Here is a 14,923-nt window from a genome sequence, read left to right as displayed (position 1 = left end):
GCAGCTAAACTTTATTAGTTTACTTCGTGAGTGCTGCGCAGTTGATAATTAATAAGTTATGATTTTTATTGCATTTTGCATTAAAGCTTTGATTATCAAGCTAATATAAGTGTGGTTTTTTATCTTTTTGGTAAAAAAGTAAACAACTAAGCGATAGCGATCTCACGACCGCAGGGAGCTACCACGAAGTAGCACCGCAGGTAATCAACGAACTACTATAAATAAGTAAGAGGTCAGAAAAAATAAGAACAAAAAATGGGATTATTTTTTGCTAATCCAAGAAGAAAAAGGAAGGCTTAGCGAGCTAAGACAAGTTTTTCTGATGAAGTGTAGCGCAAAAAGAAGGCTGTTTTAGCTACGCTGCTACTGCGTGGTACTTGTTATTTTTTTGAACGATTACTTAGATGTTACTTATCAACTCAAATGTTGAGGGCGCAAAATCCACATGCCATATTTGTTGTGGAATCCATCTCCTTCTGGATAACGAGTGTCTTTTTCTTCTAAGATTTCGAAATGAGGACTATCCTCAATAGCTGAAAAAGTTTCGCCTGCTTGAATTGTCGGTTGCTCAACAATTTGATAAATAGAAAAAACATCCAAGGTATAAATAGCGGTATTCATATCAACGGCACCAATAACAGCATCTCGAAGTCCTAGATTATGCATCCCACAAGTATAATAAACATCATCTTGTGCGCGCAACTTTGTCACAAAAGCATCATAATACTTAGCGTCTTCTTGCAAATTGCAGATGTTATTCCATGTTTCTGGACTAAAAGCTTTTCCTGTCGTTTCTATTTTGACACCCAAGCCACCAATTTTTAACAAAGCTTGGCTTACAGTCATCATTTTCTGAGCTAACTCTAAGTTTCCTCCTTCTCCAATGATGTATACCGTGAACGTATGTTCGTCTATTGACTGAAGGAATTCCTCAGAGAGTTGCCCCATGCCCGCAAATTCAAATGCTTGACGTAAATTGGAATCTTTTTCATAAATTTCTAAACCAAAACTCTCTTGAGTTTGGTCGTGAATGAGCATCATCCCTGCAAAAGTATATCCGCCACTATTTTTCGCAATTGCTTCCACGATAGCATCTCTATTTTTCCATTTACCAGGAATTCCAATCACAATAGTTTGTTCGTCTTTCATTTGATATTGTTGTTATAGTGAGGTGTAAAAGTACAAAGAATAGTTGTTGATTCTTATGCTTAGGAATAAATAAATTGAATGCAGTTGGTGTTTTGCCATTTGATTCAACATCCTCTACTTCTCTAAAAAAATGCATTGTTTGACTCGAGAGGGGGGCAACGTTAACTATCCATAGAGTAGATTTTATGATTTGGGTAGGTTTAATTTTATTTGATAATAAGTTTGTTATGCGTGTATTCTTGTTTTTTTAGATATAGAGGTGAAAAAGCGATAAAGTATTCTTAAATTGAATGTTGCTAACGAATGAACTATTAATTCGAGTTGACAAAGTTTTTTAAGAACCACCTAGTAGCAGTGCCGCTAACTATTAAAAAATAAATGCCAATGAAACGAAATTTTGAAGATAAAGTGCTTGTAGTGACAGGTGCCTCGGGGAATTTAGGTCGGGCAATCTGCAAGCAATTTGCAGATGTTGGGATGAAAATAGCAGCCTTAGATATTAACCAAGCTAGTTTAGACCAACTAGAATCCCAACTTCAAGCAACAAAGATAGAAGTGCTCCCCATCATTTGCGATATTACCAATCGGTCATCCTGTTTTGCTGCAATGGATAAGGTCTTACAACATTGGGGACGAATTGACGGACTAGCCAATAATGCAGGCATTACGCATATTGAACGTTATGTCGATATGGACAAAAACAAAGCAATTACGCGCCGAGTAATGGAGGTTAATTTTTTTGGGTCAGTTAATTGCACAGAAGCTTGTTTGGATCAAATTCGGAGACACAAAGGCTTTATTATTAATATTTCAAGTGTGGCGGGATTTGCCCCTTTATTGGGGCGTACTGCCTATGCCGCTAGCAAACATGCTTTACACGGTTTTTTTGAATCGTTGAGAAGCGAACTCCAAGAAGAGGGGGTGCATTGTTTGATGGTTTGTCCTTCTTTTATTCAAGCCCCCTTGGAGACTAAGGATGCTTCTTTAGATAAGAATTCTATTTATCAAGCGAAAAAAACAATTGGAAAAACAGTTGCAGTGGAAGAGATTGCTCAGGATATTTACCAATATTGTCAAAAAAATAAGCCCTTACTCATTTCTGGCAATACAGGTAAAATTTCTTATTGGTTGCATCGGTTTTTGCCTCAATTGTACGAACGAACAATGATTAAGCGCTTAAAAGAAGATCTCTAGTAATGATGTTTAGCGATTTAGAATGATTATCGAATGGAAGGTGTAGGAAGGCTTAGGTAGGCAAGTCCAAACATAATAGCAGCTACTCCAGTAAATACAATTGGAAGAATAAAAAAGTATAGGATAGAAACAATACAGGCAATACTAGCTACCAAACTATTTAATAGTAAAATTGAACGTATGTTTAAAGCCTTGTTAGTACCAGCTTTTGATAATAAAAGATTAAGTATTCCATAGCCCATAATTAGTACAGCCATAAGGATACTAAATCCATTATAAAAATTTAGAATGTTGGTTTCCATAAATAAAGGGGCGACGGTAAATTGTTCCATTTGTGCTGCTAATATTAGTTGTTTTTCTGTTGGTGTCATCAAGAAATGCCCACTAAGATGTAATGTGCCAATAAGGATAAAAGCCCATGATCCAATTTTTTGATATAGTGCTGAATTTTTCATTTTGATAATTATAAGATGAATAATTTAGTAAACTTGATAAAAAGGCTAAAAGCCTTGTATAGATATAGTTAGAGTTTTAGGATGACAAAATTCTTAGAGTGTTCTAGAGTTGTTTAGGTCAAATATACTAAATAAAAATAAAATTAGGTCAAGTTTACTAATTTTGTTTGTGCTTCAGCAACTGAAAAATAACTACCTTTCATTAGAATAGTTATAGTTAGGTAGAAACAACTCAATAGAGTTATGGACAAAGGAAGTAGAATATTATTTTTAGATTTATTAATCCCCCGACAAAATGGAAAAATTAAAATTTTTTGGAGAAGTATTAGGTCTTTCTCCATTTAAGGAGCGGATGCGCCAAACCAAAATCGCTTTATTTGGACAAGAAGATGTGCCAGGATCAAAGTTTGGCTTATCAAGCTTATCGCAATTACACCCTAAAATTTCTCCTACCTTATGGCGAGGAAAATTTTACATAGACCGAAAGGCCATTTTATCCAACTTAGTCAATCACATCCAAACACCCATTGAAAATGGTTGGTCGGTCAAGCGTACCCAAATTAGAGATTTTCGTGGCAAACAATTGACTTATGATAGTCACAATGGAACTGATTTTGCAATTCCTGTTGGTTCTACGGTTTGTACTGCTGCCGCAGGAGAAGTAGTGGCCATTGAATCAGAATTTAACCGAGGAGGTTTAAAGATATTTATAGATCATGGGAATGGCTTGATGACGTGTTATGCTCATTTAGCTCGTTCTTTGGTTCAAGTAGGAACGATTTTGAAACGAGGGGAAGCAATTGCGTTATCGGGGTACAGTGGTTTGGACGCATTGATTTTTTTTCCTTTAGGCATTCCTCACATTCATTTTAATGTTTGGCTAAATGGAGAGCCTATAGACCCTTTCCCTTATGATGATAAGACGTCGATGTGGCGCAACGGAGATCTACCAATTCCTGCTCCAGAGCGCAATGATACTCCTTTTGAGCCTTCTGTATATGATGCTGAACAAGTAGCTAAGATGATAGCTATTTGTAAAACGGCTAGTGTGCGAGAACGATTATTAGGTATATCCAGTTTGAAAGAAAGAGCCACTCAAACAATCATTCAAATGAATTATTATCCAACTCGTTTTGATGAGCGTCATAATGTATACGATAAAAAATACTTAAGAAGCCCTCGTTTGGATATGCCTTTTAGTGGAACAGCTTTTGATGGAGTCGTTTTTCTAGATGAACTTTAAATAGGGTTGGTTCTATATCTCGATTTTACATTACTTTGTGGATTTTAATTAAAAAATTTATCCACAGACTACTTTAATATATTAAAACTAAAAAACATCATGACTAAAACCACAGAACCCAAAAAAGCATTTGCTAAAATTGAAACAAAAGAAGATGCTTTGGGAGTTATCAAAGAAACAGCTAATGGATTTTTTGTCGTTGCCTGTCTTCAAATTATAATTGGAATTATTTTAATGCCTGCGATTATACTAGATGGGGTGGTTCTAATTGTACTAGGCTTATTACTGAGACAATTAAAGAGCCGAGTTGTTGCGGTAATTTTATTCCTTTTTTCTGTTATCGCTTTTATTATGACAATTATGAATAAATTTGGAATTTCCTCAGAAGGAGGTGGGAATATTTTTTTAGCTGGTTTGATGGTGTACATCAGCATTCGAGCAATTCAAGCGACATTCCGATACTATTCATTGCTAAATGATGTGGCGTCTAAAGAAGATATTTTAGATAGTTAAAAGGTTCCATTTTTTTTGCAAGTTATATTATTAGTAGTTAGCTGCGCTGCTACTGCGTAGTTTCAACAGAGTAATGATTATACGACACGTGATTCAAGGATGGGGCAACTGATGGCTATAGAAATATTTGATCAACTTCTATTAGGGGAAATACCCTAAAAAATGCATCTAAAAAAAGAAGTTATATTATAGAAGTTTGTACTTGTAAAATAGAATAAAAAGGTTGCTGGATTTAGGTTTTTAGTATTTTGTAAATGCTAGAATCTATGAACCTATTCTTAATAATAATAATGTAAAAAAGATACAAATCATCAATAAAAATGATCAATCGTAGTGTAGAATAAACTACATATCTTATCTTTGCAGCGCAAACGAGTTGAAAGCCCTTGAGGAGCTTAAATTTTGACTAAATATTCAAGGAATAGCCTGTCAATCAATCTTTCAACAACGTAGTAATGCAATTTTATAAGTTGATTGTATCAATCAAAAAACAAAAAAATATAAAATATGGCAATTCATAGAGCATCAAAAAATGACTACTACTGGGCTGACGATAAAGAACCGCATTTTCAGCGTAGACAAGAAATTTTAAAGGCGCACCCAGAAGTCAAAGAGCTTTTTGGAATTAATCCTAAAATGAAATATTTTACAGTGTTGTGGGTAACCATACACATGACTATAGCCGCTTTAAGTTATCAATTGATCGAAACCAGTTGGATCCTTTTCTTATTAATAACTTACTTGGTGGGGTCAACAATTGTACATGCTATGTTTTTAGCAGTGCATGAAATTACACACGACTTGGCATTTGAAAAAAAATCACACAACAACTACTTTTCTTTTTTTGCTAATATTCCGATGATCTTCCCTTATGCTATGGCGTTTAAATACTACCATGGAGTACATCACTGGTCACAAGGAACGGATGGAGAGGATACGGATATTCCTACCTTGGGTGAAGCAATGTTATTTAAAGGTTTTATAGGGAAAGTAATTTGGTTTGTTAGTCAGATTTTCTTTTATGCCTTGCGTCCAATGATGGTAAAGAAATTGAAAATCAATAAATGGGTTATTTACAATGCTATTTTCCAAATTACAGCTATGACCTTATTTTTTGGAGGGTTAGCTATTTACGTTAGTACATCTGCTGCCTTGTATGCTTTGCTCTATTTGGGCTTGTCATTGGTGTTTGCAGGTGGTCTAAATCCTGTATCTGGACACTTCATTTCAGAGCATTATGTATTTGAAGAAGGACAAGAAACGTATTCTTACTATGGTCCTTTGAATTTAGTAACGTTCAATGTAGGTTACCACAATGAGCACCATGATTTTCCTCGTATTCCTGGAAGCCGTTTGCCAGAGTTAAGAAAAATGGCACCAGAGTTTTATGATAATTTACACTCGTATAATTCTTGGTTGGCGGTTAACTGGCGTTTCTTAACCGATAAGAACGTGAGTCTGTACTCTCGAACCAAACGCAAAAACCCTGAATTGGAGAAAACAAAAGCACAACCAGCACAAGTATAGATTGTTTGTAACAATAAGAATAAAGATGGTGTTGTACAGGTTCTTGGTACAACACCATTTTTATTAAACTTCCATCACTTTCAATTGGCTAAAACCACCACCTTTTTTGACGACATGAATTTGGGTAGGAATATTTTGTTTTAGTTGCTCGATATGAGAGATAACACCAATGGTTTTTCCTTTGGACTCTAGTGTTTGCAAGGCACGAATAGCAACTTGCAAGGTGTCGGCATCCAAGGTGCCAAACCCCTCGTCAATAAATAAGGATTCAATGGTTGCGTTGCCACCTGCTAAATCCGACAATCCTAGAGCTAAAGCCAAACTAGCTAAAAAACTTTCTCCTCCCGAAAGCGTATTCAAAGGACGTTTGTTGTTGGCTTGAAACGTATCTACAATATCAATTTCTAAAATATCATTAGGTCGTCTATCTTGATATTCTGCCAAGCGTTTTTCTAAGTAATATCGTCCATTGATAAAATAGCGCAAATGTTGATTGGCTAAGTGAATTAGTTTTTTTAAGGTAATACTTTGTGCAAAGACACGGAACTTTTTACCATCACTTGAACCAATTAATTCTTTGAGCATCCCCCAACGCTCTACTTCTTTTTTATGAGCATTAATTTTTTCTAAAAGCACTTGGTTCTTTTCTTCTTGGGCAGCTTGGTGTCGTAATTTTTCTTTTGTACTACCAATCTCTTGGAGCAAATCTTTAACTTGCTTTTGTTGCAATTGATAGTTTTCTAAAAGCGTTTCTTTTTCCTGCAATTCAACGGTAGTAGTTTTTAAAAGGGCAGCTTGGTGTTGCTGATTGGTTTGTTGTTTCTCAGTATTATGATCAATATTTTGTTGCAATTCTTGTTGTTGCTGTGCAATAGAAATCGCTAATTCTTTGTCCAAAAGACTTGCTTTCAAAGTTTCCAAATCTTTTAAACCTATTGTTTGTATGGCATCCAGTAGCAATGGTTGTTTTTCTGCCACCAAATTACGGAAGAGAACCGCTTGCTTTTCTTTTTCGGATAAAATACCAACATTTTTAGCTTGCAACTGCTCCAATTGTTGTACTGCTTTTAAGTTATCTTCTAAGTGACGATTCAACTCCTCTAATTCTTGCGTTTTAGCCGTTTTAGTTGCTTGTATAGATGCTTCGCCAAATAAATCCAAACGCTTCTGTTTTAAGGCATCTAAATCTCTTTGATGCTGTTCCCAAATCGTTTGTTTCCCTTTGAGCAATTCTTGGCTTTCGCTCAATTGATCTAGAAGATTTTTTAACTGCAAGCCAATATTTTCAAGCTTTGTAACTTGCTTTTGTTGCAATTCAGTTTGTTCTATATATTTATTTTTGGATTGCTCTAAATGTTCAATAGCTTTTGGTAGATCGTCTTTTAGTTGATAATTAGCAAGTTGTTTTTCTATAAAATCTTGAGCCTTTTGTAGCTCTGTGTGATAATGTTCTTGTTCTAGAGCTTGTTCATTTTGTTGTTGATTGAAGTCTTTTAGGTGCAAGGTATTTTGATGAAGTTTGGAGTGAAGTAATTCCTCATCTTTCTCACTATTTTGAATCTTCTGCTGAATTTTACTCAAAGCACGTTCTAACGTTATATACTCCTTGACCAAAGCTGAAGTATCTTCAATTTTTGCTTTTAAGGCATCTTTTTGATGAACAATAGGAGCAATAAACAATTGCTTTTGCTCTATAATAAAACGAATGTTCTCTTCCACCAAGGTTAAGTCGTTAACCAAAGTAGCTTTTCGTTTTTGCAAATCTTGGATGTTAGAAAAAATTAATCGTTGATGATTGGTATTTTCAGAGTAAGTTTGCTCTACTTTTTCCCGTTCTCTTTTGGCTTTTGTACGATCTTGATCGGCTTTTTTTAGGGCGTAACTCACATCAACATTCAACTTTCTAAAAGGTTGCTCAACAGAGAAACACAAAGGACATTCGTCCCCCTCTTTTAATTGACCACGAAAAGCACTCAAATCGTTTTTGGCTTGTTGTTCTTGATAGACTAATTCATAGTAATTTTCGAGCTTTCGAGCTTGTTGCAAGGCTTCTTCATATTGCAAAAACAGATGATCTAAAAACTCAAACTCCGTTTGTTTGCTATCAATATTTTCATCCAACTCAATCACTTCTTGTAATAACTCTTGGTGTTTTTTACGCTCCTCTTCAACACTGGTTAAGGCTTGTAACAGTTGATCGGTATTAGCACTGTGTTCTTGTATCGCTGTTAAATGTGTTTCATAACTTAAAGAAGCATCTAACTTGTATTGTTTACAAAATTGTAGATAAGTTGCTTTTTCTTCTTTTAAAACAGCTTGGTTTTCTTGCAAAGCAAGCTGTAGCTTTTTTGCTTGTATATTTAAAGCCTCTATTTTATCTTTGGTTGCAACTTGCTTTTTTTGAATAGCCAACAAAGCTTCTTCGTATTTTTGAAGATCTTTGTATTGGTTTTTTAATTCAAAAATAGTGTCCGAATCCACCAAAGAAGCATAGATTTGATGTTGTTCTAACCATGCTTTTGTAGAGGTTTGATCTTCTAATAACTTCTTTTTATCATCTTGAGTTTTTTGTATAAGAATGGTTTTATTTTCTACAAGTAGAGACGTTTCTTTTAATTCTTTTTGTAAAGCGAGCGCCACTTTTTCTTCACTTTCTAGCTGAGTATCCAATTTTACAACTTGATCATAAATTTGCTCAAAAGCTAAGAAATTTTCTTTTGCAACTTGCAATTGCTTTTCTAGTGTTTGTTGTTGCTGAGAACGAGTTGCTAATTCTTTTGTCGTGCTCGCATTCGCCTGTTGTAAGGTTTCAATTTCAACTAAAATCGTCTGCTGGTTTTGGATGGTTTGTTCTAATTCATCTAAGGCAGGTTTAAATTCAATTGCTTTTTGATGTAAAGCCAGTTGGTCAAAAGAATCTTGAGCTGTTGATTTTTGTGATAACAATGTTTCAAATTGTGCTTGGAACTGTTCTTGTTCGGCTTGCAAATTTTCCAATTTTTGGAGCAACTGTAATTGTTCTTGTTGCTGTAAGAGGGTGTGCTCTTTTTCTTGTTGTTGTTGTTCGAACAAGCCTAATTGTTCTGTCAAAAAAGCTTTTTCCTCAGGAGATAATAATTGAATATTGGAATTTTGCTCCTTTAGCTTTTCTAGTTCTAATAACGCTTCTTTATGACGTTCAAAAGCCGCAATAGATATTTTAGAATAGCGGTCAGAATTAGTGATTCGCTCTAAAATAGTACTTCTATCTTTAGTACCTTTTAGAAATTGTGCGAATTCACCTTGGGCAAGCAAAACAGAACGAGTAAAACGTTTGAAGTCTAATCCTCCTAATAATTTTTCTACCAAGCTATCGACTTTTTTCTTTTTGGTAGCTAGAATTTTGCTACTTAGCCTATCAGGAGAAAGTTCTGCAATTTCTCGTTTGGACTCAGAAAAAGAACCTGTACGAGTTTTCCGTAAACTCCATTTTGAGCGATAAATCGTTCCCATACTTTCAAACTCCACTTCGGCATAACAACTTTTGCTACCATGTGTTAACACTTGGTTTTCTTTTTTTGTGATATTCATATCCTCAAACCTTGGCACCAAACCAAACAAAGCCAAAGTAATGGCATCCAAAATGGTAGATTTACCAGCCCCAGTATTTCCAGTAATCAAAAATAAGCCGCTATCTCTAAGAGGAGATTCTTCAAAACTGATGCGATACTCTCCTTTTAGAGAGTTAAGGTTTTTTAGGCGTATGGTAAGGATTTTCATGATAATACTGTTGTTATTGTTGATCACTCATTTTTTCTGAACGATTACTAAAGCTTTACTAAGATAAAAAAAAAGGCATCGGAAAAGAATCCAATACCTTTTTAGTCTTTTTTTATCTGACAATACTTTGTAGAGAACTATTGTTAAGAAGTATTCATTTGAAAAAGTTTTTCTGATTACTCAGAAATGTAATCACCCAACCAAGCTTTACGTAGGTTCACCTTTTCGGCACTAGCTTGCTCATCTACAAACAAAGCGTGTGTAACTTCTACAGGTACTTTTTTTAGAGTACCCTTAAGTTCTTTTTCTTCGTATTCGCCTTCCGCATTTTTACGCAAAACGGTGACACTTAGTTCCAGCCCTTCTTTAGCTGCCATTTGGTGTTGACCCAATACACTTTGCAATGTTTGCATGGTCAATTCTTGTCCCTGCCATTTATACAACAAATCACCCCCTTGGAACCCTAAAATATCTTTACCAAATGCATCAATACCACTTTCTTTAATTTCAATCAAACTCTTTGCAAAATTGAACGTAACCCCTGTATTGATATTAAATCCAAAAGGAGAAAGCTCTGTAATCGTTCCTTTTTCTTTATAATCAATTCCAAAATCTTTCATCAAAGAAGCGATTGGCAGCGGTTCTGCTCCATCGACATAACGCGCAAAAAAGTCTTTCATCTCCTTTTTGAAGCCTGTTACTTTTCCAATTTCTTTGAATAGGCATTTGTCTTTAAATGGTTTGTCAATGCCATATTTTTTGGCTAAATCGTTCATCATATTTTGAGTGCCATAACTACCTTTAGACAACTTACGAAGCGTCATATCTAAGCACATATTGATCAGTGCCCCTTTTAGGTAAACATTGGCATATTGAGATTTATTTTCATCCAAACAAGTTTTGCTCATGGTCGTAAACGGAATAGATTGGTTAAACATCTCTGCTTGACGCATCTTTTGACTCATGGCAGCCAAAAATTGTTGAATAGGCACTAGTTTTTGCTTCACTTGAACGTGTTGTGCAGCATATTCTGTTCCTCCTTCGTACAGCCATAAGTGAGCAGACATTTCAGGATTGATGAAATCAAAATTATGAATCTCTTTAGAATGAATGTTTAAAGGCGTTACAATATGAAAAAATTCATGTGCAGCAACGTCCCTAACTGTTTGGCTAATCCCTGCTGGATCGCCTTCAAAAAGACAATAAAAAGAAGAATAAGAATGCTCTAAAGCTCCTGCCGAACCTGATAAATACAAACCACCTTCTTTGTTTAAAAAGATTAAAAAGGCATAACGATCAACAGGCAATGTGCCCCCTAAATACTCTCTTTGAGCTTCCAAAATAGGTTTGATATCTGCTGTTAAATCTTTAGATTTGACACGACCCGTAGGAGAGTAGGTATGAATTAAGATTGAAGCTTTACCTACTTTAAACATGGCTGTGTCTGGAGCACTAAACATAATTGGATTGTCCACCAACGAGTTGTAACTGTCTGTTTCAAAAATGTCGGTGTCGGCATCTCCCCCTGTGCGAGGCATGGCCGTTCCTCCAAACAATTCTTTAGGGCGATCTACTTCAATTTTGTAAGGCAGTTTTTCGTATTTTTTGAAATAGCCAAAAATACCATGGTTATTAAAAACAAATACATTTTTATCAATATTAGTACCCGCTGGCTCAAAAATAACATTGGATTTATTGGTGTCCCAAGTATCTTCTACTTTGTAGGTGATTTTGGCAGCTGTTTTGGCATTGGCAATTTTCCAAGTATTAACATCTGGATGTTCTACAGAGAGTTCTTTTCCTTCTTGGTCAAAAGCTTTAAAGTCGCTTATAAAGCGACCAAAATTATAAACACTATAAGTGCCAGGAACCATTGCAGGTAAGTGAAAATAGAGGTCTTTTTGTTTTAAAGCTGGGACTTTTAATTCTACAGCTAATTGATCGTTTGCTGTGTTGTTTAAATTTACTTTATACTCGTATGTTTGAGCAGAAAGTTGTAGGGTAGCTAAACTTAATAAGCTAACTAATAATTTTTTCATTCTTTGGTTAATTTATTTTTTGGTTGTTCTTTGTTAGAGTTTGTACAATATCAAGAATTAGATTTATTCTCTTGTTTTAAGTTGTTGTTTAAAACACGTACAAAATATTATAAATAGGAATTCTTTTTGTGGGAGTAAAGATAAGTGCAAATGGAATATGTTTTATAATTTTTTCGATTAATCTTAAGATTCATTCTTCTAAATCACATAAAAAAAGCTACCCTTAAAAGGTAGCTTGGTCTTTCGTGAATTTTTATAAATCAAAAAAACTTTAGCATATAAGGTGTTTTATTTTAATTCAAACCATGTTTGAGGAGTATCCGAAGATAACTTTTCTTCTATGTACAATAATTCAATGGCATCATATTGAGCAATTAATTTAGGGCTAGCCTGTTGAATAGACCAGCGTTGTTGCACATCTAAATCTAAGTAGGCTTTTTGAAATTTGTTAAATGCCAATTCTTCCCAATATAAATGAAACGCTTCTTGCAGAGCAACCAATACTTCAGCATACTGCTGATAGGTAATATTTTTGTTCATACGGAGGTTGATCCACAAGTAGTTTTGCGGAGCTGCTTTTTCGTAACTATTCTTATAATTAGCAGCCAACTCACTTTGAATAAGAGAACCCAAAACCAAAGGATTGGCTTGACGACCTTTAAAAATTATTTCATTACCTTCTCGAAGGTCAATATGTAGAATGTTTTGAGGGATATAATGTTCAGGACGAATTTTTTTAGATGCTAAACTTAAATCTATCTTTTTAGACATTGTTAAGCGTTCGGTATTGGGGTGGATGGTTGAGAAAGCTTCAACTGCCGAATTGGAACCTCTCGTAGATGTAGCGTAATAAGTGCAGGCTTCTTCTAGTTGAGTAAAGGGCAGGATATCTAACGGAAGGTATTGTTTTTTATCGGGTTGCATGCTTTCATACATGGCTAGGTGTAAACTTTTATTTCCATAAATTTGAACCCACGCATAAGCATCTTGTAAGTAGTGAATGGGCATATCAGAGGGCGCTTCCAATTTTATATTATGTTGTTGAATCTCTGCTGCTTCTAAATTTTCAAACCGAGTATCCAAGAATTGATATAAATTTTGTTGTGTAAAATCGAGTGTTTTTCCATCCAAAACCCAATGACTTTTTGGGTTGGCATATTGGATTTTTAATACTACAGCACCATAATCATTCCCTTGAGTTAGATATTGAGAGCTAATGTTGGGCAATGGAGTATCTTGTGCTTTTGTCATTGTCATTGCAAAAACAGTAAGAAGGACAACAAAAAATAGGTGTTGAACTTGTTTCATAACCAGCCATTTTGAATGTAGCACCTTTATTGGGAATAAGAACTCCTTTAATTAGATAAGTTCTAGTATATGGCATACTACATAGATTAAAAAGTAGATCAATAATGTAATTTAAATTTGGGGTTTAAAAAACAGGACGAGATAATCAAATATAGAAAAGGACTTAAATTGGATTGTATCTAAGCCCAAATGAATACTTTGTCATTTATTCTATATTGGGGGATAGCCTTTATATGATTAATATAGCTATAATTTTTATGCCAAAGAAATTATTATTTGTCATAAATATCTAGCAAACGTTTTTTTAAAGTATAAACGGCTTTTGTAGCGTAAATATTGGAAGCATTAACAAAAATAATAATGCCCAAGTCTTTTTCTTTCAAAATGCTCGTATGAGAATAAAAGGTACCAGCACTACCGTCGTGTGTGCTAACGTGTGTGCCATTTTTTAGCAGCCTAGTCCAGCCCATAGCATAGTTCTCCCGACCATAATGCACATAGTTATACGTATCAGCTTTTAACAAGTTATCTTGCCCTTGTACACCTTGTAAATGTGCTTGAACAAATTTGGCGTAATCCTCAATAGACATACTCAAGTCACCAGAGGGAGCAATAATGTCTTCCATTTGAAACATATTTCTAGCCGTCACAGCTCGAAGGTTAGAATCTAAAGGATGGACAGAATGATGCCCAAAAGGTTGATTGGCGTCGCTATCTGTAGGCCAACCAATAACCGCATCGATATCTAAAGGAACCAGTACATCGCTTAAAATAGCTTCCTCCCAAGTTGTTTCACTTACTTTTTCGAGCATAGCAGCAGCAATAGAATATCCTGCATTGGAATAAACGTAACCTTCTTGACTACCAACTTTTGCTGGGTTTTGCTTGAGCAACCATTTGGCAAAAGCACGACGTTTTTCCATGGGGTTGCCCGCAAATCGAGGCAAACTAGCCAAGTCCATTGCACTTGTAAACGGCTGAATTTTGCCTCTATGGCAAAGTAAATCAGATAGAGTAACGTTGTGGTATGTTTTTAATGCATCGTCTTCCCAATGTGGAAATATGTCTAAAATCTTGCTATCCCAAGTAATGAACCCGCTTTCTACCAAGCTTGCTGCCCAATGTGCTGTAATTGCCTTGGTCGTAGAGCCCATATGAAAACGGTCGCTAAGTTTTACTTTATCTTTGGTATAAATACGTCGTACGCCTGTTACACCTATGGCTTGAATGGCATCTTTGCGAACAACTGCTGCTGCCATGGCTGGCATATTGTATTTTGAACGTACTTTTTGAAGCAATAGATTAATATCCTCTAAATCTTCAATGTCTTTATTTTTTAGTTTTGAACTTGGGTTACAAGCCAGTAGAATGCTGAAAAGGAATAAAAAACTGAATATACGAATCATAATATTTTCTTTTGGGTACTAATTTAAACTTTTTATGGTAGCAATTTTAAAATTTTTGTTTGGTACACAGACTTAAAAAAAATAAAAAATCATGCAGCGTTTTTACAAAGTCTGCATCTAAGAGATAAATAATGAAGATGTTTATTGATAACTACTATTCTAGCATTACTCCGTTGAAAAATCGTATTAGTTTGATTATCAGTAAGATGTGCCCTTGTTAGCCTTTATGCTAAAAGACTGATAATCAAACTAATGCAAGATGCTTTTTTACGTTTTTACTTCGTGAGCCTGCGGGTTCGTAGGGAAACTCAAAAATCAACGGAGTATTAA

10 protein-coding genes are annotated in these 14,923 nt (G+C 35.1%); 4 read left to right on the top strand and 6 right to left on the bottom strand.

The window, feature by feature from the left end:
- Window positions 1–414 precede the first annotated feature (414 nt).
- Window positions 415–1,149 carry a hypothetical protein gene (locus tag CG11_RS07155; RefSeq protein WP_052594581.1) on the bottom strand — a complete coding sequence of 245 codons (735 nt, stop codon included), beginning with the start codon at window positions 1,147–1,149 and terminating at the stop codon, window positions 415–417.
- A 384-nt stretch (window positions 1,150–1,533) separates the two neighbouring features.
- On the opposite strand from CG11_RS07155, the gene CG11_RS07150 reads away from it, so the two are divergent.
- Window positions 1,534–2,343, top strand: coding sequence for an SDR family oxidoreductase (locus tag CG11_RS07150; RefSeq protein ID WP_052594579.1), 810 nt, complete (start codon window positions 1,534–1,536; stop codon window positions 2,341–2,343).
- 26 nt (window positions 2,344–2,369) lie between these two features.
- Here the strand turns inward: CG11_RS07150 and CG11_RS07145 are convergent, their stop codons facing one another.
- Window positions 2,370–2,798 (bottom strand): hypothetical protein, encoded by a 429-nt coding sequence (locus CG11_RS07145; protein WP_052594577.1) that lies wholly within the window; start codon window positions 2,796–2,798, stop codon window positions 2,370–2,372.
- 295 nt (window positions 2,799–3,093) lie between these two features.
- On the opposite strand from CG11_RS07145, the gene CG11_RS07140 reads away from it, so the two are divergent.
- From CG11_RS07140 to CG11_RS07130, 3 genes are all read left to right on the top strand, one after another.
- The gene (locus CG11_RS07140; protein ID WP_052594575.1) at window positions 3,094–4,041 is read left to right on the top strand and encodes a M23 family metallopeptidase; all 948 of its coding nucleotides are present in this window, start codon (window positions 3,094–3,096) and stop codon (window positions 4,039–4,041) included.
- 99 nt (window positions 4,042–4,140) lie between these two features.
- Window positions 4,141–4,554, top strand: a complete 414-nt coding sequence (locus CG11_RS07135) for a hypothetical protein (RefSeq protein ID WP_052594573.1) — start codon at window positions 4,141–4,143, stop codon at window positions 4,552–4,554.
- Between the two features lie 507 nt (window positions 4,555–5,061).
- The gene (locus CG11_RS07130; RefSeq protein ID WP_052594571.1) at window positions 5,062–6,081 is read left to right on the top strand and encodes a fatty acid desaturase; all 1,020 of its coding nucleotides are present in this window, start codon (window positions 5,062–5,064) and stop codon (window positions 6,079–6,081) included.
- A gap of 63 nt (window positions 6,082–6,144) precedes the next feature.
- Here CG11_RS07130 and CG11_RS07125 read toward each other — a convergent pair whose 3' ends face one another.
- The 4 genes from CG11_RS07125 to CG11_RS07110 form a co-directional block, all read right to left on the bottom strand.
- A complete protein-coding gene (locus CG11_RS07125; protein WP_052594569.1) occupies window positions 6,145–9,840 on the bottom strand; it encodes an AAA family ATPase in 3,696 nt (1,231 codons plus the stop codon).
- A 176-nt stretch (window positions 9,841–10,016) separates the two neighbouring features.
- A complete protein-coding gene (locus tag CG11_RS07120) occupies window positions 10,017–11,879 on the bottom strand; it encodes a peptidase M61 (RefSeq protein WP_052594567.1) in 1,863 nt (620 codons plus the stop codon).
- Window positions 11,880–12,167: 288 nt separating this feature from the next.
- Entirely contained in the window at window positions 12,168–13,187 is a 1,020-nt protein-coding gene (locus CG11_RS07115; RefSeq protein ID WP_052594565.1) for a hypothetical protein, read from the bottom strand.
- Window positions 13,188–13,459: 272 nt separating this feature from the next.
- Window positions 13,460–14,593, bottom strand: coding sequence for a serine hydrolase (locus CG11_RS07110; RefSeq protein ID WP_052594563.1), 1,134 nt, complete (start codon window positions 14,591–14,593; stop codon window positions 13,460–13,462).
- Window positions 14,594–14,923: the final 330 nt, after the last annotated feature.

The sequence above is a fragment of the Aureispira sp. CCB-QB1 genome (assembly GCF_000724545.1).
Lineage (GTDB): Bacteria > Bacteroidota > Bacteroidia > Chitinophagales > Saprospiraceae > Aureispira.
This window is presented reverse-complemented; position numbering and strand designations above follow the sequence as displayed.

Bases quoted from the DNA above. Each gene is read 5' to 3' on its own strand.
- CG11_RS07125 (WP_052594569.1), bottom strand. From the start codon at position 9,840: ATGAAAATCCTTACCATACGCCTAAAAAACCTTAACTCTCTAAAAGGA.
- CG11_RS07155 (WP_052594581.1), bottom strand. From the start codon at position 1,149: ATGAAAGACGAACAAACTATTGTGATTGGAATTCCTGGTAAATGGAAA.
- CG11_RS07150 (WP_052594579.1), top strand. From the start codon at position 1,534: ATGAAACGAAATTTTGAAGATAAAGTGCTTGTAGTGACAGGTGCCTCG.
- CG11_RS07135 (WP_052594573.1), top strand. From the start codon at position 4,141: ATGACTAAAACCACAGAACCCAAAAAAGCATTTGCTAAAATTGAAACA.
- CG11_RS07130 (WP_052594571.1), top strand. From the start codon at position 5,062: ATGGCAATTCATAGAGCATCAAAAAATGACTACTACTGGGCTGACGAT.
- CG11_RS07145 (WP_052594577.1), bottom strand. From the start codon at position 2,798: ATGAAAAATTCAGCACTATATCAAAAAATTGGATCATGGGCTTTTATC.
- CG11_RS07110 (WP_052594563.1), bottom strand. From the start codon at position 14,593: ATGATTCGTATATTCAGTTTTTTATTCCTTTTCAGCATTCTACTGGCT.
- CG11_RS07140 (WP_052594575.1), top strand. From the start codon at position 3,094: ATGGAAAAATTAAAATTTTTTGGAGAAGTATTAGGTCTTTCTCCATTT.
- CG11_RS07115 (WP_052594565.1), bottom strand. From the start codon at position 13,187: ATGAAACAAGTTCAACACCTATTTTTTGTTGTCCTTCTTACTGTTTTT.
- CG11_RS07120 (WP_052594567.1), bottom strand. From the start codon at position 11,879: ATGAAAAAATTATTAGTTAGCTTATTAAGTTTAGCTACCCTACAACTT.